Origin of the sequence: Streptomyces sp. CC0208 (assembly GCF_003443735.1) — a bacterium.
GTDB lineage: Bacteria > Actinomycetota > Actinomycetes > Streptomycetales > Streptomycetaceae > Streptomyces > Streptomyces sviceus.
This window is the reverse complement of record NZ_CP031969.1, coordinates 3,310,554-3,330,553: the sequence shown is the minus strand read 5'-3', so window position 1 is coordinate 3,330,553 and position 20,000 is coordinate 3,310,554. Positions and strand designations below refer to the sequence as shown.

Sequence of the window (20,000 nt, the reverse complement as noted above, 5' to 3'; positions counted from 1 at the left end):
TGCTCACATGAAGCGCCGACAAGGCGCTCAGGTCAGGTGAAGGAGCCTCCCGTGCGCCGGGTAGCCAAGCTTTCCGCTGCGTGTATCGCCACCGCAGCTCTCGCACTGACTGCCACTGCCTGTGGCAGCACTTCCTCCGAGGACGACAGCTCGTCGTCCGCCTCCGCCGGCAGCGGCAAGGGCGGCATCAAGATCGGTCTCGCCTACGACGTCGGCGGCCGTGGTGACCGTTCCTTCAACGACTCCGCCGCGCGCGGTGCGGACAAGGCCGAGAAGGAGTTCGGCGGTTCCATCAAGGAGCTCACCGCCAAGAGCACCGACACCGAGGCCGACCGCGAGCAGCGCCTGACCGACCTGGCGGACGCCGGCTACAACCCGATCGTCGCCGTCGGCTTCTCCTACGCCACCTCGGTCGACAAGGTTGCCGCGAAGTACCCGAAGGTCAACTTCGGTCTCATCGACGCGGTCGCGAAAGCCAAGAACGTCGACAGCATCACGTTCACCGAGGAGCAGGGTTCCTACCTGGCCGGTGTCGCCGCGGCGCTGAAGACCAAGAAGGACCACGTCGGCTTCATCGGCGGTGTGGACACCCCGCTGATCAAGAAGTTCGAGGCGGGCTACGCCCAGGGCGTCAAGGACACCAACCCCAAGGTCAAGGTCGACGTCCAGTACCTGACCCACGGCTCGGACTTCTCCGGTTTCGCCGACCCCGCCAAGGGCAAGGAGGCCGCGTCCGGCATGCTCGACAACGGCGCCGACGTGATCTACGCCGCGGCCGGCTCCTCCGGCAACGGCTCGATCGAGGCCGTCTCCGGCGTCAAGGGCGCCTGGGCCATCGGCGTGGACTCGGACCAGTACAACATCCCGGGTCTGGCCAAGTTCAAGAACTCGATCCTGACCTCGATGGTCAAGAACGTCGACGTCGGCGTCTACGACTTCATCAAGTCCGTCCACGACGGCAAGCCGCTGACCGGCAACCAGCTCTACTCGCTCGCCAAGGGCGGTGTCGGCCTGTCCACCAGCGGTGGCTTCATCGACGACATCCAGCCCAAGCTGGACGAGGCGAAGAAGAAGATCGTCGACGGCACCATCAAGGTCAAGACCAGCTGACCTGACGGTTCCCGCCGGAACCCGGGCTCGACGAGGGGGCCTCGACAACCCCCTCGTCGAGCCATAACAATGTGTCAACTCTACGCGTGTAGCGCGGAGTTGCCGCGCTAGCGTCACCGACGCCTGCCCTCCCCTACGCAGCCCCTTTTCCCCGAGGAGAGTGCGCCATCAACGCGTCCAGCCCTCCCGCTGCCGTCGAACTGCGCGGCATCACCAAGCGATTCCCCGGCGTCGTGGCCAACAAGGACATCGACATCACCGTCCGCACGGGCACCGTGCACGCCCTGTGCGGTGAGAACGGTGCCGGCAAGTCCACCCTGATGAAGATCCTCTACGGCATGCAGCAGCCGGACGAGGGCACCATCACGGTGAACGGCGAGACGGTCACCTTCCACACCCCCGCCGACGCCATCGCCCGCGGCATCGGCATGGTGCACCAGCACTTCATGCTCGCCGACAACCTCACCGTCCTGGAGAACGTCGTCCTGGGCGCGGAGAAGCTGTACGGCATCGGCGCCAAGGCCCGCGCGAAGATCAGGGAGATCTCCGACGCGTACAGCCTGAACGTCCGCCCCGACGTCCTCCTGGAGGAGCTCGGTGTCGCCGACCGCCAGCGCGTGGAGATCCTCAAGGTCCTCTACCGCGGCGCCAAGACCCTGATCCTCGACGAGCCCACCGCCGTCCTCGTGCCGCAGGAGGTCGACGCCCTCTTCGCCAACCTGCGCGAGCTCAAGGCCGAGGGCCTCACGGTCATCTTCATCTCGCACAAGCTGGGTGAAGTGCTCTCCGTGGCCGACGAGATCACCGTCATCCGCCGCGGCACCACCGTCGGCACGGTCGAGCCCGCCGGTACGACCCCCAAGCAGCTCGCCGAGCTGATGGTCGGCAGCGAACTGCCCACCCCGGAGACCGAGGAGTCCACGGTCACCGACGTCCCGCTGCTGAAGCTGGACGGCCTGCGCCTGGCCCAGACCGACCTCGACGGCGTCGAGCGGATCATCCTCGACGACATCTCCTTCACCATCCACAAGGGCGAGGTCCTTGGCATCGCCGGTGTGGAGGGCAACGGCCAGTCGGAACTGGTCGAGGCCATCATGGGCATCCGCACCCCCGACTCCGGCACGGTCACCCTCGACGACACCGACATCTCCCACGTCCCCACCCGCCACCGCCGCGAGGCCGGTGTCGGCTACATCCCCGAGGACCGCCACCGCCACGGCCTGCTCCTCGAGGCCCCGCTGTGGGAGAACCGCATCCTCGGCCATGTCACCGAGAAGCCCAACTCCCGCGGCCAGCTGCTCGACATCAAGGCCGCCCGCACGGACACCGAGCGCATCATCAAGGCGTACGACGTCCGCACCCCCGGCATCGACGTCACCGCCGCCTCGCTGTCCGGCGGCAACCAGCAGAAGCTGATCGTCGGCCGCGAGATGAGCCACGCGCCCAAGCTGCTCATCGCCGCCCACCCCACCCGCGGTGTGGACGTCGGCGCGCAGGCCGCGATCTGGGACCACATCCGTGAGGCCCGCCGTGAGGGCCTGGCCGTGCTGCTGATCTCCGCCGACCTGGACGAGCTCATCGGCCTGTCCGACACCCTGCGGGTGATGTACCGCGGCCGACTGGTCGCCGACGCCGACCCCGCCACCATCACCCCCGAGGAGCTGGGCTCCGCCATGACCGGTGCGGCCACCGGCCACCTGGAGCACGCAGAGGGCTCCGCAGAGGACTCCGCAGCGGACCACGAGGACGACGCCCGATGAACAAGCTGACCCAACGCATCGACAAGGAGCGGCTGCTCCTCGGCATCGCGGCCCCGCTGCTCGCGGTCGTCGCCGCGCTCGTCGTCACCACCCTGGTGATCCTGGCCACCGGCAAGAACCCGGGCGCCGCCTTCAGCGACATGCTGACCTACGGCTCCGCCAGCGACAGCCAGGTCTACATCCTCAACAAGGCGACGACGTACTACCTGGCGGGCGTCTCGGTGGCCATCGGCTTCCGGATGAACCTGTTCAACATCGGCGTCGACGGCCAGTACCGCATCGCCGCGTTCTTCGCCGCGGTCCTCGGCGGCGCGCTGACCACGCCGGGCTGGATCTCCATCCCGCTGATCATCCTGTGCGCCATGGGCACCGGCGCCGTGTGGGCGGGCATCGCGGGCATCCTCAAGGTGACCCGCGGTGTCAGCGAGGTCATCTCGACGATCATGCTCAACGCGATCGCCACCGCGATCATCGCCTACCTGCTCCAGCCCGGAAAGCTCGCCGAGCTCCAGGCCGGCGGCACGGTCGTCTCCACCAAGCCGCTGCCGTCGTCCTCGTACTTCTTCCAGATCGACACCGGCGCCGCGGGCGAGCTGTGGGGCTTCATCGTCATCGCCGTGCTCATCGGCATCGCGTACTGGTTCGTCCTCGGCCGCACCCGCTTCGGCTTCGACCTGCGCACCGTCGGCCAGTCCGAGAGTGCCGCCGCCGCGAGCGGTGTCTCGGTGAAGAAGATGATCGCCACCAGCATGCTCATCTCGGGCGCGGTGGCCGGCCTCATCGGCATGCCGACCCTGCTCAACGACAGCCACCAGTTCAGCAACGACTTCCCCACCGGTATCGGCTTCACCGGTATCGCCATCGCCCTGCTCGGCCGCAACAACCCGGTCGGCATCGCGCTGGGCGCCCTGCTGTGGGGCTTCCTCGAGCGCACCACCAACCACCTGGAGTTCGAGGGCTACGACAAGGAGATCCTCGGCGTGATCCAGGGCGTCATCGTCCTGTCCGTCGTCATCGCCTACGAAGTCGTACGCCGTTACGGGCTCAAGCGCCAGCAGCAGCGGGTCGGCGCCGAGCTCGCCGCCCAGGCCGCAGCCCCGACCCAGAAGCAGGAGGTGGCGTGATGACTGCCACGACGACCCACACGCCGCCCCCCGCGGCACCCAAGGCGGACACCGCCACCCGGTCGAGCCGCTCGCTCGGCCAGATCCTCATGATCGTCGCCGGTGCGCTGCTGCTCGTCGCCGCGGTCCGCGTCATCTCCGGCTCCGACCAGCTCACCTCCGAGGGCCAGGTCTCCGCCGCCCTCAGCCTCGCCGTGCCGATCGGCCTCGCGGGCCTCGCCGGTCTGTGGTCCGAGCGCTCCGGCGTGGTCAACATCGGCCTCGAGGGCATGATGATCCTCGGCACCTTCGGCGCCGGCTGGATCGGCTGGCAGTCCAGCCCCTGGCTCGGCCTGCTGTGCGGCGTCGGGTTCGGCGTCGTGGGCGGTCTGCTGCACGCGGTCGCGACCGTCACCTTCGGCGTCGACCACATCGTCTCCGGCGTCGCGATCAACCTGCTCGCGCTGGGCACCACCCAGTACCTCGCCAAGCTGTTCTTCGTCGACGGCAAGGCGGCCGACGCGGGCGGCAACCCCAAGCAGTCCCCGCCCGTCGACTCCCTGCCCAGCTTCGACGTCCCGGGCCTGTCCAGCGGGCTGCACTCCATCGAGAACCACCACTGGTTCCTGATCTCCGACCTCGCGGGCATCCTCGGCGGCCTGTTCACCAACCTGTCCGTGGTGACGGTCCTCGCGGTCGTGCTGTTCATCGGCAGCTGGTGGCTGCTGTGGCGCACCCCGTTCGGCCTGCGCCTGCGTTCCTGCGGCGAGAACCCGATCGCCGCCGAGTCCCTCGGCGTCAACGTCTACAAGTACAAGTACGTGGCCGTGGCCGTCTCCGGCGGTCTCGCCGGCCTCGGCGGCGCCTTCCTGGCGCTGGTCACCTCGCACACCTACCTGGAGGGCCAGACCGGCGGCCGCGGCTACATCGGTCTCGCCGCCATGATCTTCGGCAACTGGCGGCCCGGCGGGCTCGCCATGGGCGCGGGCCTGTTCGGCTACTCCGACGCGCTCCAGCTGCGCAACGGCGGCGAGACCGTCCACGCGCTGCTGCTCCTGCTGTTCGTGCTGCTCCTGGCGATGGCCGGCTGGAAGCTGTACAAGAAGGCGCACTGGCAGGGCGGCATCAGCCTCCTGGTGGCCGCGGGCGTCCTGGTCTGGTACCTGGTCACCGACGAGGTCCCGAGCGACTTCGTGGGCGCCACCCCGTACGTCGTCACCCTGCTGGTGCTGTCGCTGTCCGCGCAGCGCCTGCGGATGCCCAAGGCGGACGGCATGCGCTACCGGAAGGGCCAGGGCAAGTGACGTCCCCCGCCGCTGTCGACTGGGGGGCGCTGCGGGCGGCGGCCCGGGACGCCATGTCCCGGGCGTACGCCCCGTACTCCGGCTACCCGGTCGGCGTGGCCGCCCTGGTCGACGACGGCCGTACCATCACCGGCTGCAACGTCGAGAACGCCTCCTACGGCCTCGGCCTGTGCGCCGAGTGCGGTCTGGTCTCGGAGCTGCACAACACCGGTGGCGGCCGGCTCACGCACTTCACCTGCGTGGACGGCCGGGGCGAGGTCCTCGTCCCCTGCGGCCGCTGCCGTCAGCTGCTCTACGAGTTCGGCGGCCCGGACCTGCTCCTGGAGACCCCGGCGGGCATCCTGCCGCTGTCCGAGATGCTCCCGCAGGCCTTCGGGCCGGACCATCTCACCAAGTAATTCCCGGAAGGAAAGCCCTGCATGGCCATGGACGCCATCTCCGTCATCCGCACCAAGCGGGACCGCGGTGAACTCAGCGACGAGCAGATCGACTGGGTCATCGACGCGTACACCCGCGGGGAGGTCGCCGACGAGCAGATGTCCGCGCTCGCGATGGCCATCCTGCTCAACGGCATGAACCGCCGCGAGATCGCCCGCTGGACGGCCGCGATGATCGCCTCCGGCGAGCGCATGGACTTCTCGTCCCTGTCCCGCCCGACGGCGGACAAGCACTCCACGGGCGGCGTCGGCGACAAGATCACGCTCCCGCTGGCCCCCCTGGTGGCGGCCTGCGGCGCGGCCGTGCCCCAGCTCTCGGGCCGCGGCCTCGGCCACACCGGCGGCACGCTCGACAAGCTGGAGTCGATCCCCGGCTGGCGCGCGCTGCTGTCGAACGAGGAGATGCTGCACGTCCTCGACACCACCGGCGCGGTGATCTGCGCGGCGGGCGACGGCCTGGCCCCGGCGGACAAGAAGCTGTACGCCCTGCGTGACGTCACCGGCACGGTCGAGGCGATCCCGCTGATCGCCTCCTCGATCATGTCGAAGAAGATCGCGGAGGGCACGGGCTCGCTCGTGCTCGACGTCAAGGTCGGCACCGGCGCCTTCATGAAGACCATCGAGGACGCGCGGGAACTGGCGTCCACGATGGTGGGCCTCGGCACCGACCACGGCGTCAGGACGGTCGCCCTGCTGACGGACATGTCGACCCCGCTGGGCCTCACGGCCGGCAACGCCCTCGAAGTCCGCGAGTCGGTCGAGGTCCTGGCCGGCGGCGGCCCCTCGGACGTGGTGGAACTGACCATCGCGCTGGCCCGCGAGATGCTGGACGCGGCGGGCGTGAAGGACGCCGACCCGGCGAAGGCGCTGGCCGACGGTTCGGCGATGGACGTCTGGCGCCGGATGATCGCGGCCCAGGGCGGCGACCCGGACGCGGAGCTGCCCGTGGCCCGCGAGCAGCACGTGATCAAGGCGTCCGCCTCCGGCGTCCTGACCCGCCTCGACGCCTACGGCATCGGCGTCGCCGCCTGGCGCCTCGGCGCGGGGCGTGCTCGCAAGGAGGACCCGGTGCAGGCGGGCGCGGGCGTGGAACTCCACGCCAAGCCCGGCGACACGGTCACCGAGGGCCAGCCCTTGCTGACCCTCCACACGGACACGCCGGAGCGCTTCGCGTACGCGTTGGAGTCGATCGAGGGCTCCTACGACATCGAGGCGGCGGGCACGGGCTTCTCGGCGTCGCCGGTGGTGCTGGAACGTATCGCCTGACCAGCGGGTTCCTCGTGCGGGTGAACGGGATCGGTGGACCACCGCCGGTCCCGTTCGGCATGCTGGGATCGGTGACGACCGATGGGAGACCGCCATGAGCGCACTCGCCGCCGAGTCCGGGGCCCCTGGGGACACGGGCTGGGACGAGATCGTCCGTGTCTGGGAGGAGACGGACGCTCCCGAGGGCAGCAAGGTGGAGATCGTCGAAGGGATCGTCACCGTGTCGCCGCCACCGTCCGAGGAACACAACGACACAGGGGCATCTATCAGACGCTCGGGCTGACGTGTCCGGAGACGGGCGGCCTGTTCGTTCCCGACCTGTGCGTGGTGCCGAGGACTGCCTTGCGCCGTGGCACGCGCGTGCCGCCGGCGAGGCTGAACTCGTCGTCGAGGTCACATCCAAGAGCAATGCGAACCATGACCGCATCAAGAAAGCCCACGGCTACGCGGTCGCGGGAGTGCCGCTCTACCTTCTCCCTGATGCTTGGCAGTCCGGGCGTCCCACGGCGACACTTTACGGAGAGCCGCAAAACGGCACATACCGAGCCCTTGTCTCGGTGGAGTACGGCGAGAGGTTGACCTTGCCCTCACCGTTCAAGTTGGACCTGGACACCGGTATCTTCCCGCTCAGTTGACACCTGGTCACCCCAACAGCGCCGCCACCCCCACCAGCACCGGCACCGACACCACCGTCGACACCAGGATCGAGTCCCGGGCCAGCCGCTCTCCCACGCCGTAGGTCGACGCGTACGTGTAGAGGTTCTGCGCGGCCGGCAGGGCCGATGTCACCACCACGTCGAGGAGTTGCGCTCCGTGCAGGCCGAAGACACCGGCCGCCAGCGCCCAGGCCGCCGCGGGCTGCCCCACCGACTTCAGGGCGACCGAGAGCAGGACTAGCTGCCGGTCCGGGCCCCGGCCGGGCATCGTGCTGCCGCACAGGGAGATGCCGAAGGCGAGGAGGACGGCCGGGACCGACATGCCGCCGATCAGGGTCAGGGGGTCCATGACGGGGGCCGGGACCTTCAGACCGGCCGCCGAGACCGCCACGCCGGCCAGCGAGCCGACCGCGATCGGGTTGCGCAGGGGCGTGAGCAGCCGTAGCCACAGCGGGCTCTTCCCTCCCCTCCCCGACGCCAGGTCCAGGACCGTCACCGCGACCGGGGTCACCCCCACCAGCTGGAACAGCAGCACCGGCGCCACCAGCGAGGCGTCGCCCAGGACGTACACCGCGATCGGGATGCCGAGGTTGCCGGAATTGACGTAGGACGAGCACAGCGCACCGATCGTCGTACGGCCCAGGCCCCAGCCCCGGACGACCCCCACCGCCACGAAGACCCCCGCCGCCGCGGCCGTGCTCAGGGCCGTCACCAGCAGGCGGCTGGAGAAGATCACCGACAGGTCGGCCCGGGCCAGCGTGGTGAACAGCAGGGCGGGGGAGGCGACATGGAAGGCGAGCTTGGTCAGGACCTCCCGGCCCTGGTCGCCGAGGTAGCCGCGCAGACCGATGAGATAGCCGACGCCGATCACCACCGCGATGACCGCGAAGCCGGTCAGCACTCCCTGCACGGAGGCTCCTCAAGGGTGAGGAGGGCGTGGCGTATCCAGGGAGGTACCGATGGTTGGCGCATGCAGGTAACCCTCGGGGGCAGGTGGCACCCAGGTCAACGTGATCCCGCCCGCGTGGTCGAGGCGTCGGCCGATGAATTGTGCCCGCCCGTCAGGTCTACCGATCGTGGACGCCATGACACCCGCTGTACTCGTGCTGGCCGGCCCCGTCACCCGGGACGAGGTGACGGAGCTGGGCGACGAGGTCCGGGCCCTGTTGCGGACGACCGGTGCCGGAGTGGTGGTGTGCGATGTCGCCGGGCTCGGACCACCGGGGCTCGGCGCCGTCGACCTGCTCGCCCGGCTCCAGCTCGCGGCCCGGCGCGCCGGGGGCCGGATCAGGCTGCGGGACCCCGACCCCGCGCTACACGCCCTCCTCGACCTCGTCGGCCTCCGCTTCGAGGTGGAGGGGCAGGCCGAACAGGGGGAACCAGCGCTGGGTGTCGAGGAAGAAGTGGAACCCGGTGAGCCGGCCGTCTGAGATCTCCAGCACCTGGACCGCCCACGGGACGAAGCCGCCCTTGTCCGGGTCCGGCTTGTACTGGGCGAACCCCGGCAAGCCGTTGACCTGCACCGGCACCAGACGGGAGCCCTCGCAGGCCGAGCCCAGGGTCGTCATGAAGCCCGTGATGTCGTCGTGGCCCGTCAGCCACAGGTCGAACGGCGGCATCGTCATGATGGCGTCCTCGTGGAGGAGCGCCGTCAGTGCCGTCATGTCGTACCCCTCGAACGCCTTCACATAGCGCTCCAGGAGTTTCTGCTGCTCCTCGTCCAGCGGGTCGGACACGGCCGCGTCGGCGCCGTGCTCCTCCCGCTCGGCGAGGGTGGCGCGGGCCCGCTGGAGGGCGCTGTTGACCGAGGCGACGGAGGTGTCGAGCAGTTCGGCGACCTCGCTCGCCTTCCAGGCCAGCACCTCGCGCAGGATCAGCACCGCGCGCTGCTTGGGCGGCAGCTGCTGGAGGGCGGCCATGAAGGCGAGCCGTACGGTCTCCTTGGCGACCGCCGCCTCCGCCGGGTCCTCGACGGTCGGCAGGATGCGGTTGTCCGGCATCGGTTCCAGCCAGGTGTGGTCGGGGCGGGGGGAGAGGGCGGCCTGGGCGAGGGGTGTCGACTCCGTGAGGTCCATGGGGCGGGCGCGCTTGTTGCCCGCCGTCAGCATGTCCAGACAGACGTTCGTCGCGATGCGGTACAGCCAGGAGCGGAGGCTGGAACGGCCCTCGAACTTCTCGTAGCTCCGCCAGGCCCGCACCATCGTGTCCTGCACCGCGTCCTCGGCCTCGAAGGAGGAGCCGAGCATGCGGTAGCAGTACCCCGTCAGCTCTGTGCGGTGTTTCTCGAGCCTGACGTCGAGGTCCGTCGTCGTAGCCGTAGTGTCCGTCATCGTCCACCCACCCCTGTGGCCGTGCTGTGCCGCGCCTTTGCGCCCACTACTCGGAAACTACCGCAGCCCACTGACAACGGCCCCTGGAGCGGACGAACACGCAGGTGGGGGGCCGTGTGAAGCAAACCCTCCGGACAGTCCGATCCCCCCGGTCGACCGACCTCGACCGGGGGGAAGTCAGACGCACGGCTCAGGCCGTCGCGAGCCGCTGCTGGGCCCGAGCCGCACGTGTTCCGAGGACGGTGATCGACACCACGCCGAGCACCGCCAGGAGTCCGACCCCGACCGTCCCGGCCCAGCCGCCCGCGTGGAAGGCGAGCGCGCCGACCGTGCTGCCCGCGCTGGAGCCGATGTAGTAGGCGGACTGGTAGAGGGCCGAGGCCTGCGCCCGGCCGTGGGTGGCCGTCTTGCTGACCGCCGAGGACGCCACCGCGTGCCCCGCGAAGAAACCGCCGGTGATCAGGACCAGGCCCAGGAGGACCAGCCACAGGGAGCCGGACAGGGAGAGCAGCAGGCCGGTCGCCGTCGTACCGCCCGCCGCGTACAGCGCGCCCCGGCGGCCCAGGCGCCCGACCAGCCGCCCCGCCGTCGACGCGGACACCGTGCCCACCAGGTAGACCAGGAAGATCGAGCCGACGATGCCCTGCGGCAACCCGAACGGGGCCTCCGTCAGGCGGTAGCCGATCACCGTGTACACGCCGCCGAAGACCGTCATGAACAGCGCGCCGATCGCGTAGAGGCGGCGCAGCAGCGGGTCGGAGAGGTGTGTGCGGACCGTGCCGAGCAGCACCCGCGGCCGCAGCGAGCCCGCCACGAAGTGCTGCGGCGCCGGGAGCAGCAGGCGGAACGCCACCGCACAGGCCACCGCGATCGCGCCGATGACCCCTACGGCCACCCGCCAGCCCCACTCCTGCGCGACCCAGCCCGTGATGACCCGGCCGCTCATCCCGCCGACGCTGTTGCCGGCGACGAACAGGCCGATCGCCGTGACCAGTGCCTTCGGGCGGACCTCCTCGGCGAGATACGCCGTGGCGGAGGCGGGCAGCCCGGCCAGGGCCGCCCCCTGCACCGCCCGCAGCACGACCAGCGTGGTCAGCGAGGGCGCGAAGGGGACCAGGATCCCGACCGTCACGGCGACCGCCAGCGAGGCCGTCATGACCGTACGGCGTCCGAAGCGCTCGGAGAGGGCGCTCATCGGCAGCACGAACAGCGCCAGACCGCCGGTCGCCGCCGCCACCGTCCAGCTCGCCTCGCTCGCCGCGACCCCGAACTCGCCCGAGATCAGCGGGAGAAGGGCCTGCGTGGAGTACAGCAGCGCGAAGGTGGCGACCCCGGCGAGGAAGAGGGCGAAGCTCATCCGGCGGTAGCCGGGGCCGCCCGGGGACAGACGGGAGTCGACGGCGACAGGGACGGGGGATGCGGCGCCCACGCGGGTGGGCGCCTCGGTACTGGCAGGCATGCCTCGAAGTTACGTACGGCTCCGCTCATCCGTCCAATGCATGGATTCGCCATAATCGTTCCCATGGAGCATCAGCAGAGGTCACAGGCGCGTCTGTCACCGTCCAGTGACACAGAAGACATGGTGATGTTGCTGGCCCCGCGGCTCGCGTACTTCGCCGGTGTGGCCCGCACCGAGCACGTCACCCGCGCCGCCCAGGAGATGGACGTACCCCAGTCGACGCTCTCCCGGGCCATGGTCCGCCTCGAACAGGACCTCGGCGTCGACCTGTTCGCCCGCATCGGCCGCACGGTCTCCCTCACCCCCGCCGGCCGCACCTTCCTCGGCTCCGTCGAACGCGCCCTCGCCGAGATCCGGCGGGCCGCCGACGAGGTCCGTGCCGACGCCGACCCGGCCACCGGCAAGGTCGCCTTCGGGTTCCTCCATACGATGGGTTCGGAGACGGTCCCGGGCCTGATCCGCGCCTTCCGTGCCGACCATCCCCGCGTCCGCTTCAGCCTGGTCCAGAACTACGGCGAGGCGATGATCGAGCGGCTGCGGGCCGGGGAACTGGACCTGTGCCTGACCTCCCCGGTGCCGGACGCCCCCGACCTCGTCGCCCGGCGTCTCGACGAGCAGAAGCTGCGGCTCGTGGTCCCCGCCGACCACCCCCTCGCGGCCCGCAGGCGCGTCCGCCTAGCCGAGGCCGCCGAGGAGTCCTTCGTCACCCTGGAACCCGGCTACGGCCTGCGCCGCATCACCGACGACCTCTGCCAGGAGGCCGGCTTCAAACCGAGGATCGCCTTCGAGGGCGAGGAGGCGGAGACGCTGAGGGGGCTGGTGGCGGCGGGCCTGGGCGTCGCCCTCCTGCCGCCGCCCGCCTTTCCCCGCCCGGGAGTCGTGGAACTGACGGTCACGGCCCCTCGTGCGGCCCGCGAGATCGGCGTCGCCTGGCTCGACGGCCACCCGGACACCCCGCCGGTGGCCGCCTTCAAGAAGTTCCTGCTGTCCAGAAGGGGCAACCTGCTGCCGTGACCTGCACCCGGCTGCCGTGACCTGCCCCCCCACCGCCCTGACCTACCGCCGACGCCCGAACCCGGAAGCCAGCGGCATCCGCAGCCCCAGCGGCGGAGGCGCGGCCAGCGCGTCCTGCACCGGCCGGGACAGCGCCCGCCCGAACAGCGCCCCCATCACGAAGTCCTCGGTCAGGGCCTGCACTTCGGCCCGGTACTGGTGCAGTCCGTGCCCGTCGGAGTGCACCTCGAACCGGCACACCTCCCGGTTCGCCTTCTTCGCCCGGGACGCCAGCCGGAACGACAACTCGGGGTCCGCCTGCCGGTCGTTGGTCCCGTGCACGATCAACACCCGCCGCCCCACGAGCTGCTTGACCGGTTCGGGGGTGGCCGCCACGTCCTCCTCGGGCAGCCGAGGAGCGACCGCCACCACGGAGTTGACGGCCTCGTGGCCGCCCGCGCGCAGTGCCGCCCGTGCGCCCATGTCGACGCCGACCAGGGACACGGGGACGTCGCCGTACCGCCGTACGACCTCGTCGGCGGCCCAGGTCGCGTCGTGCGCGGGATGCGCCTCGCTGCCGTTCCAGCCGCGATAGCGGTAGTGCACGAGGTGGGCCGCGAGCCCCTCGGCGTGCCCCGCACGGGCGAGTCGTCGTCCCAACGCCCTGACGGCGGAGGGGAGTCGCATCGAGGCGGGTCTGCGCAGAGAGGTCTCGTCGCCGCCCGGGAGGAGCAGCACCACCCCGCTCACCGCCGCCGGCTCCGGGCCGAGTGCCCTGCCCAGTCGGGCGGTGCGCACCGGCGTCGCTTGCTGTGCCATGGCAGAACAGTGTCAGAAGCCCGGGTGTACGACACGGGGCGGGGCGGTCACCGTTACGTATCGGCGGATTCGTACAGCGGGCGCTCTACGCGCGTAGGAGTTAGAGTGCCCAGATGACGAGCCAGACTGACCGGATGGGGAACTCCCCGAGCTCGGACCAGATCCGCCGAGCACCCAAGGTTCTGCTGCACGATCACCTCGACGGCGGGCTGCGCCCCGGCACGATCGTCGACCTCGCCCGGGACGCCGGGTACACCGGACTCCCCGAGACCGACGCGGACCGGCTGGGCGTCTGGTTCCGCGAAGCCGCCGACTCGGGTTCGCTGGAACGGTACTTGGAGACCTTCTCGCACACCGTCGGCGTCATGCAGACCCGCGAGGCCCTCACCCGGGTGGCCGCCGAGTGCGCCGAGGACCTCGCCGAGGACGGTGTCGTCTACGCCGAGGTGCGCTACGCCCCCGAGCAGCACCTGCAGAAGGGGCTGACCCTCGAAGAGGTCGTCGAGGCCGTCAACGAGGGCTTCCGCGAAGGCGAGCGCAGGGCCAGGGCGAACGGCCACCGCATCCGCGTCGGCGCCCTGCTCACCGCCATGCGGCACGCGGCCCGGGCCCTGGAGATCGCCGAGCTCGCCAACCGCTACCGCGACCTGGGCGTCGTCGGGTTCGACATCGCGGGCGCGGAGGCCGGCTACCCGCCCACCCGGCATCTCGACGCCTTCGAGTACCTGAAGCGCGAGAACAACCACTTCACCATCCACGCCGGCGAGGCCTTCGGGCTGCCGTCCATCTGGCAGGCCCTGCAGTGGTGCGGTGCCGACCGGCTCGGGCACGGCGTGCGCATCATCGACGACATCCAGGTCCACGAGGACGGCACGGTCAAGCTCGGACGGCTCGCCTCCTACGTCCGGGACAAGCGGATCCCGCTGGAGCTGTGCCCCAGCTCCAACCTCCAGACCGGGGCCGCGTCCTCGTACGCCGAGCACCCGATCGGACTCCTGCGGCGGCTGCACTTCCGGGCCACCGTGAACACCGACAACCGGCTGATGTCCGGCACCAGCATGAGCCGGGAATTCGAGCACCTTGTCGAGGCGTTCGGTTATTCGCTCGACGACATGCAGTGGTTCTCCGTCAATGCGATGAAATCAGCGTTCATTCCTTTCGATGAACGACTCGCGATGATCAATGACGTCATCAAGCCCGGATATGCCGAGCTGAAGTCCGAATGGCTGTTCCAGCAGACCGCCTCCACCAGCGGTTCTGTGGCCGAGGAGAGCTGAGCGGCACAATTCTCGGGTGTGGAATGCGGGCGGGTGTTCACCGTCCGTCCGCATTTCGATGTTTGCGGTGGGCGGGCTCCCGTGTTTACGTTCGTGGACCGCTGACTCCCGTAAACCCATTTCGAGGACGCATTTCATGAAGCAGTCTGCTGCCAAGACCCTCGGTGTCGCCGCCCTCGGTGCCGCCTTCGCCGCCGTCGGCGCGGGTGCCGCGAACGCCGCTCCGGCGGTCCCGAACGCCACCCAGGCGCTCGGCTCCGTCTCCCAGGGGCTCCCCACCGAGAACGTCACCAAGTCGCTGCCGGGCGCCGGTGAGGCGCTGGCGCAGGCCCAGCCGGCGGTCGCCACGGGCGTCTCGGCCGCGCAGCCCGCCGTCGAGAAGGTGCTCGCCGACGGCCCGACCGGGCCAGTCGCCGGTCTCCTCGGCGGTCTGCCGATCGCCCAGGTCCTGCCTTTCGGCGGCACCGCCCTCAACGGTCTGCCGCTCGGCTGAGACCCACCGCTCCTCGCACGCGCCGGTGGGGCGCACCCCCGAGATCTCGGGGGTGCGCCCCACCGGCGTCCGTGCACAGAGGTGTCACCAGGCGGTCTGGGCCTTGTCCTCCGAGGGGAACAGGATCCACAGGGCTATGTAGAGCAGGAACTGCGGGCCCGGCAGCAGACAGGACACCAGGAAGATCACGCGCATCGTGGTCGCGGAGGTGCCGAAGCGCCGTGCCAGCGCGGCACACACTCCGCCGATCATGCGGCCGTCGGTGGGGCGGGCGAGGCGGGACATTGCGGCTCCTTCGTGAGCGTCGGTGGTCGGGTCCGAGTGACCCTTTCCAGCTGTCTTCAACGCTACGGAGACGAATGCCACAGAGCGTCGCTCTACGGGGCGATCCCGACCCTGGGAATCGTCGGGGTCCTACCCTGAGCCGGCTCCTCCTGGCGGACGGTGGTGCGCCGGCGCCGCTCGGTCCTGCGGCGCAGCGAGTGGCGCACCGCCGGCACGACGACGAGGTGCGCGAGGGCGACGCCCGCGGTGTTCAGGAACAGGGAGTCGATGTCGACGACCTGGCCGGGGACGCCGGTCTGGAACAGCTCAATGCCCAGGGAGATCAGCGCGCCCGCGACACAGGTGCGGATCAGGGAACCGACCGGGGACGCCCACAGCCGACCGTGCACCATCGGGAGCAGGAAGCCCAGCGGGGCCAGCAGCGCGAGCCCTTCGCCGATCCGCAGGGCCGCCTCCCGCCCGCCGAGGGCGAGGTCGGCGCGGATGCCGGCGAAGGGGTGCAGGTTGGCGGGGACGACCCAGGGCACGTCCAGCGGCCGCAGCGTGAACCAGGCGACGAACGCGAGGTGCGCGACCAGGAGGGCACCTCCTGCCACACGGACGCGTAGGACGGTATCGCCGCCGACGAAGCCTTGACGCTGCACGATCCCCAAGACGCCCCGCTCGGCACGATCGGTTCCGGAACCCCCGAGGTACCTGGGTGAGGCCTGCGCCACACGTGCCGGCCGGCTCCGCGTCAGCCGCGCGTCACCTCGGTCGACGGCGGCTGGTGGCTGCCCGGCTGGGAGCGGACCTCGTCCGTGCAGTCGTAGCGGCGCAGCGGTGTGGCCGAGGGGCCGCCGAGGATGACGGAGCCGTCGCCCTCGGCCGCGGCCGAGTCGGAGAAGGTGCACACGACCTGGGCGAGGGCGTACGCGGAGAGCTCGGCAGGCGGGGTGCTCAGCCGGAGCGTGTCCTCGGGGTCCTTGGGGCGTGGCCCGCTGACGGTCATGCCGCCGCGCACGTACGTCTGGTACCCGGCCTCCCGCTCGGCCGCCGACGGGGTCTCGGCGAGCTGGTCGAGGAGCCCCTGCGCGACCAGCACCCGCCGCTCGGAGTCGGCGGTGCCGTCCGGGACCCTCAGGCTCCGGTCCACGGCCACCAGCGACGCCCCGCACAGCAGGAACACCTGCACGGCCAGCCCGTGCGAGGACGGCTCGGCGGAGCCCGGCTCGGACAGCGAACACCGCACCCGTGAGGGCGCGGGACCGAAGTCGGTGGGCACCTCGGTGGGCCGGATCCCGCACCCGGCGACCAGCAGGCCGAGCACCGGGAGCGTCAGCAGCCGCAGCACGTTCAGCCCGGCACGTGGAGTGCCCGACCGCTCCTCACGTCGTCCCTGCGGGCGCATCACGCCTCCCCCTTCTTCGCCCCGTCGTCGGCCTTCTTGGCCTCCATGAGCTGTTCCGCGAGCTCCGAGGCGTCCCGGGGTATCCGCAGCGTGAAGACGGCACCCCCGTCGGGAGAGTTCGCCGCGGTGATCTCGCCGCCGTGGATGTGGGCGTTCTCCAGGGCGATCGAGAGGCCCAGGCCGCTGCCCTCGGAGCGGGGGCGGGAGGCACTGGCCTTGTAGAAGCGGTCGAAGACATGGGGAAGCACGTCCTCGGGGATACCGGGGCCGTGGTCGCGGACCCCGATGACCACCTCGTCGTCCGCCGCGCGCACCGCTACCCGCACCGGGGAACCGCCGTGCTTGAGCGCGTTGCCGATCAGGTTGGCGAGGATCACGTCCAGGCGCCGCGGGTCAAGACGGGCGTGGATGCCGCGCTCGGCGTCCAGTTCCACCGCGTCCAGCCACGCCCGCGCGTCGATGCACGCGGTGATCTGGTCGGCCACGTCGACGTCGTCCAGGACCAGCCGGGCCGTACCCGCGTCGAAGCGGGTGACCTCCATGAGGTTCTCGACCAGGGAGTTCAGCCTGCGGGTCTCGCTGACCACCAGCCGCACGGCCGGCTCGATCATCGGGTCCATCGAGCCGGACTCGGCCTCCAGCTCCTCCTCCAGGATCTCCGTCACCGCGGTGATCGCGGTGAGCGGAGTGCGCAGTTCGTGGCTCATGTCCGCCACGAAACGCCGGGACGCGTCGTCGCGCGCGGACATGTCCTCGACCCGCTTCTCCAGCGCCTCGGCCGCGTAGTTGAACGTCCGTGACAGGTCCGCGAGTTCGTCGGTGCCCGACACTCGGAGCCGGGTGTCCAGCCTGCCCTCGCCGAGCCGCCGGGCGGCGACTCCCAGCCGGTGCACCGGCTTCAGTACGGTCGTCGCGGCGGCCTGCGCGAGCAGCGCGGAGCCGATCAGGGCGAGCCCGGTGGCGATACCCAGCGACCAGGCCAGGGAGTTGAGGTCCTTGGCCTCCGGCTCGAGGGACTTGAGCATGTAGCCCGTCGGGCCGCCGCCGATCACCCGTGTCCCGGCGACCAGATACGGGGTGTCGTGGGCGACGGTCCGCTGCCAGTACAGGTGGTAGGCGTACTTGTTGGCGGAGTCGACCTGCTGCTTCTCGTTCACCGCCTCGCGCAGCGACACGGGCACGTCCTGGAGCGTGAAGCCGTCCAGGGCTCCCGAATTGCCGTACACCGTCCGGCCCTTGGCGTCGGAGGCCACGAGCAGCACGCTGAAGCGCTGGCTGCTGCCCGCCATCTGCCCCGCCGTCCGCTGGAGTTCGTCCTGCGTGGGGTCCTCGGGCAGGGCGCCTGCGCGGTTCTGCATCTCCTGCTGGAAGTCCCGCAGGACCGCGTCCTGGGCGCGGGTGAGCACCGCCTCGCGGTTGAGCCAGTAGGCGATCCCGGACGCGGACACGGCGGCGGTCAGTGCCACCAGGCCGAACACGACGACAAGACGCAGCCGCAGGCTGGTGAAGCGCAGCCGTGACCAGACACCCTTGCGAGCCGCGAACCAGTCGCGGAGCCCCCCTTGTGCTTCGGTCACTGAGGCGTGTCCAGCCGGTAGCCCACGCCCCGCACGGTACGGATCAGCGTCGGGGACGACGGCACGTCCTCGACCTTGGCGCGCAGTCGCTGCACACAGGCGTCCACCAGGCGCGAGTCACCGAGGTAGTCGTGCTCCCACACGAGCCGCAGCAGCTGCTGGCGGGACAGCGCCTGGCCGGGCCGCCGGCTCAGCTCAAGGAGCAGCCTGAGCTCGGTCGGGGTGAGCTGGAGGTCCTCGCCGTTCTTCGTCACGGTCATGGCCGCGCGGTCGATGACCAGGGAGCCGAAGCTCGCCGCGTCGGTCGACTCGCGTTCACCGCGCCGCAGCACGGCCCGGATCCGGGCGTCCAGGACCCGCCCCTGGATCGGCTTGACGACATAGTCGTCGGCGCCGGACTCCAGGCCGACGACCACGTCGATGTCGTCGTTGCGCGCGGTCAGCAGGATGATCGGCAGCTGGTCCGTGCGCCGGATGCGCCGGCACACCTCGAACCCGTCGATACCGGGCAGCATCACATCCAGCACGATCAGGTCCGGCCGCTGCTCACGGAGCAGTTTGAGGCCGTCCTCGCCGGTGGCAGCGGTGGACACCCGGTGACCCTGGCGCGTGAGGCTCAGCTCCAGGGCCGTACGGATGGCGTCGTCGTCCTCGATCAGCAACAGGGAAGGCACGGGCTCATTCTGGCCCATGGAGGGGGTGCGGTACGACCTGTGGGGACACGCAGTCCGTACGGCACCCGTCCGTGGGTCCGCTGTGCAATTCCTGAGACGGATCCCTGTGACAGGTCTGTGACAGTCGGCGGACACGGCCATGAAGGTGCGTTGGCAGAGTTCTCGGCACAGGCAAGGAGCCACCGCCTGAGCAAGCCGAACACCGGAAGTCCACGACGGGGGGCGCGAGATGAGCACGCTGCACAGCAACATCACCAGCGCAGTGATCACGCGCCTGCACGACGTGAACGGGGGGCGGGGTTCCGAGAAGTCCGGTGCCGTGAGCGGGCGGGGGTGCGCTCGCGGCACCGGGCGTCAGCACACCGCGTACATGTCGGTGGTTGACACCAGCACGGGGGAAACGCACGGGGGATCGTCGTACAGGGAGGGCTCGGGGGAGCGTCGTTCGCTGTCGGAGGCGGAGTTCACCGCCTACGTCCAGGAGCGCCGCGCCTCCCTGTACGCCACCGCCTACCACCTGACCGGTGACCGCTTCGAGGCCGAGGACCTGCTCCAGAGCGCGCTGTTCTCGACGTACCGGGCGTGGGACCGGATCAGTGACAAGGCCGCGGTCGGGGGCTACCTCCGCCGCACCATGACGAACCTGCACATCAGCGCGTGGCGCCGCCGCAAGCTGAACGAGTACCCGACCGAGGAACTGCCGGAGACGCCCGGCGACACGGACGCGATGCGCGGCACCGAACTGCGCGCGGTCCTGTGGCAGGCGCTCGCCCGGCTTCCCGAACTCCAGCGCACGATGCTGGTCCTTCGTTACTACGAGGGCCGCACCGACCCGGAGATCGCGGAGATCCTCGACATCAGTGTCGGCACGGTGAAGTCCAGCATCTGGCGGTCCCTGCGCCGCCTGCGCGAGGACGAGGTCCTCAGCTTCGGCCGTGACGAGGAGAACGCCTTCGGGGAGCTCGTCGCCTGAGGGTGGGGGAAGCACGACACGGGGGAACGGGGGACCAGGGGTACCGGCTGGGGGGCCGGTACCCGTGGGGGGGAACAACGGGGACCTGGGGAAG

Annotated in this window: 22 protein-coding genes; 13 read left to right on the top strand and 9 right to left on the bottom strand. The window is 70.5% G+C overall.

From position 1 onward, the window contains the following. Positions 1 to 51 precede the first annotated feature (51 nt). The 8 genes from D1369_RS15015 to D1369_RS43820 all read left to right on the top strand — a co-directional run bounded on the left by D1369_RS15015 (position 52) and on the right by D1369_RS43820 (position 7,615). The gene (locus D1369_RS15015) at positions 52 to 1,110 is read left to right on the top strand and encodes a BMP family ABC transporter substrate-binding protein (RefSeq protein ID WP_007384288.1); all 1,059 of its coding nucleotides are present in this window, start codon (positions 52 to 54) and stop codon (positions 1,108 to 1,110) included. Between the two features lie 200 nt (positions 1,111 to 1,310). Beyond that, on the top strand, positions 1,311 to 2,870 hold the full coding sequence (locus tag D1369_RS15010; protein WP_202477920.1) for an ABC transporter ATP-binding protein: 1,560 nt from the start codon (positions 1,311 to 1,313) through the stop codon (positions 2,868 to 2,870). Beyond that, positions 2,867 to 3,994: an ABC transporter permease gene (locus D1369_RS15005; protein ID WP_007384290.1), complete on the top strand. Its 1,128-nt coding sequence runs from the start codon at positions 2,867 to 2,869 to the stop codon at positions 3,992 to 3,994. Before D1369_RS15010 ends, D1369_RS15005 begins: the two co-directional genes overlap by 4 nt. Beyond that, positions 3,994 to 5,277 carry an ABC transporter permease gene (locus D1369_RS15000; protein ID WP_007384291.1) on the top strand — a complete coding sequence of 428 codons (1,284 nt, stop codon included), beginning with the start codon at positions 3,994 to 3,996 and terminating at the stop codon, positions 5,275 to 5,277. The genes D1369_RS15005 and D1369_RS15000 overlap by 1 nt, the downstream gene beginning before the upstream one ends. Further along, positions 5,274 to 5,675, top strand: coding sequence for a cytidine deaminase (locus D1369_RS14995; protein ID WP_037901244.1), 402 nt, complete (start codon positions 5,274 to 5,276; stop codon positions 5,673 to 5,675). Before D1369_RS15000 ends, D1369_RS14995 begins: the two co-directional genes overlap by 4 nt. 21 nt (positions 5,676 to 5,696) lie before the next feature. Continuing rightward, positions 5,697 to 6,980 carry a thymidine phosphorylase gene (locus D1369_RS14990; RefSeq protein WP_037901246.1) on the top strand — a complete coding sequence of 428 codons (1,284 nt, stop codon included), beginning with the start codon at positions 5,697 to 5,699 and terminating at the stop codon, positions 6,978 to 6,980. 94 nt (positions 6,981 to 7,074) lie between these two features. Beyond that, positions 7,075 to 7,263, top strand: a complete 189-nt coding sequence (locus D1369_RS43825) for a hypothetical protein (protein ID WP_237557664.1) — start codon at positions 7,075 to 7,077, stop codon at positions 7,261 to 7,263. Position 7,264: 1 nt separating this feature from the next. Continuing rightward, positions 7,265 to 7,615, top strand: a complete 351-nt coding sequence (locus D1369_RS43820; protein ID WP_346426741.1) for a Uma2 family endonuclease — start codon at positions 7,265 to 7,267, stop codon at positions 7,613 to 7,615. Positions 7,616 to 7,622: 7 nt separating this feature from the next. Here D1369_RS43820 and D1369_RS14980 read toward each other — a convergent pair whose 3' ends face one another. After that, entirely contained in the window at positions 7,623 to 8,546 is a 924-nt protein-coding gene (locus D1369_RS14980) for an AEC family transporter (RefSeq protein WP_007384293.1), read from the bottom strand. Positions 8,547 to 8,679: 133 nt separating this feature from the next. Between D1369_RS14980 and D1369_RS14975 the strand changes: the two genes are divergently transcribed. Continuing rightward, positions 8,680 to 9,066, top strand: coding sequence for an STAS domain-containing protein (locus D1369_RS14975; protein ID WP_118082482.1), 387 nt, complete (start codon positions 8,680 to 8,682; stop codon positions 9,064 to 9,066). On the opposite strand, the gene D1369_RS14970 is transcribed toward D1369_RS14975, so the two are convergent. Next, positions 8,950 to 9,966, bottom strand: a complete 1,017-nt coding sequence (locus D1369_RS14970) for a sigma-70 family RNA polymerase sigma factor (protein ID WP_007384295.1) — start codon at positions 9,964 to 9,966, stop codon at positions 8,950 to 8,952. The two genes, D1369_RS14975 and D1369_RS14970, sit on opposite strands and share 117 nt — an antisense overlap. A gap of 190 nt (positions 9,967 to 10,156) precedes the next feature. Next, complete coding sequence (locus D1369_RS14965) at positions 10,157 to 11,425, bottom strand: MFS transporter (protein WP_007384296.1); 1,269 nt, start codon at positions 11,423 to 11,425, stop codon at positions 10,157 to 10,159. A gap of 63 nt (positions 11,426 to 11,488) precedes the next feature. Between D1369_RS14965 and D1369_RS14960 the strand changes: the two genes are divergently transcribed. Next, positions 11,489 to 12,439: a LysR family transcriptional regulator gene (locus tag D1369_RS14960; protein ID WP_007384297.1), complete on the top strand. Its 951-nt coding sequence runs from the start codon at positions 11,489 to 11,491 to the stop codon at positions 12,437 to 12,439. 42 nt (positions 12,440 to 12,481) lie between these two features. On the opposite strand, the gene D1369_RS14955 is transcribed toward D1369_RS14960, so the two are convergent. Next, positions 12,482 to 13,237, bottom strand: coding sequence for an alpha/beta hydrolase (locus D1369_RS14955; RefSeq protein ID WP_007384298.1), 756 nt, complete (start codon positions 13,235 to 13,237; stop codon positions 12,482 to 12,484). Between the two features lie 113 nt (positions 13,238 to 13,350). Between D1369_RS14955 and D1369_RS14950 the strand changes: the two genes are divergently transcribed. Both D1369_RS14950 and D1369_RS14945 read left to right on the top strand, forming a co-directional pair. Further along, entirely contained in the window at positions 13,351 to 14,514 is a 1,164-nt protein-coding gene (locus D1369_RS14950; RefSeq protein WP_007384299.1) for an adenosine deaminase, read from the top strand. A 136-nt stretch (positions 14,515 to 14,650) separates the two neighbouring features. Beyond that, positions 14,651 to 15,007, top strand: a complete 357-nt coding sequence (locus tag D1369_RS14945) for an ATP-binding protein (RefSeq protein ID WP_118082481.1) — start codon at positions 14,651 to 14,653, stop codon at positions 15,005 to 15,007. Between the two features lie 84 nt (positions 15,008 to 15,091). Here D1369_RS14945 and D1369_RS14940 read toward each other — a convergent pair whose 3' ends face one another. The 5 genes from D1369_RS14940 to afsQ1 all read right to left on the bottom strand — a co-directional run bounded on the left by D1369_RS14940 (position 15,092) and on the right by afsQ1 (position 18,933). Next, positions 15,092 to 15,292, bottom strand: coding sequence for a PspC domain-containing protein (locus tag D1369_RS14940; RefSeq protein ID WP_007384301.1), 201 nt, complete (start codon positions 15,290 to 15,292; stop codon positions 15,092 to 15,094). A gap of 92 nt (positions 15,293 to 15,384) precedes the next feature. Continuing rightward, positions 15,385 to 15,936 (bottom strand): VanZ family protein, encoded by a 552-nt coding sequence (locus tag D1369_RS14935; RefSeq protein ID WP_007384302.1) that lies wholly within the window; start codon positions 15,934 to 15,936, stop codon positions 15,385 to 15,387. Between the two features lie 92 nt (positions 15,937 to 16,028). Then, the gene (locus D1369_RS14930; protein ID WP_050789748.1) at positions 16,029 to 16,682 is read right to left on the bottom strand and encodes a hypothetical protein; all 654 of its coding nucleotides are present in this window, start codon (positions 16,680 to 16,682) and stop codon (positions 16,029 to 16,031) included. Then, entirely contained in the window at positions 16,682 to 18,259 is a 1,578-nt protein-coding gene (locus D1369_RS14925) for a HAMP domain-containing sensor histidine kinase (RefSeq protein WP_007384304.1), read from the bottom strand. The genes D1369_RS14930 and D1369_RS14925 overlap by 1 nt, the downstream gene beginning before the upstream one ends. Next, positions 18,256 to 18,933, bottom strand: a complete 678-nt coding sequence (gene afsQ1 / locus D1369_RS14920; protein WP_007384305.1) for a two-component system response regulator AfsQ1 — start codon at positions 18,931 to 18,933, stop codon at positions 18,256 to 18,258. Before afsQ1 ends, D1369_RS14925 begins: the two co-directional genes overlap by 4 nt. Before the next feature lie 229 nt (positions 18,934 to 19,162). Here afsQ1 and D1369_RS14915 point away from each other — a divergent pair, with 229 nt between their 5' ends. Next, on the top strand, positions 19,163 to 19,906 hold the full coding sequence (locus D1369_RS14915) for a SigE family RNA polymerase sigma factor (protein ID WP_037901249.1): 744 nt from the start codon (positions 19,163 to 19,165) through the stop codon (positions 19,904 to 19,906). The last annotated feature ends 94 nt before the right edge of the window (positions 19,907 to 20,000 follow it).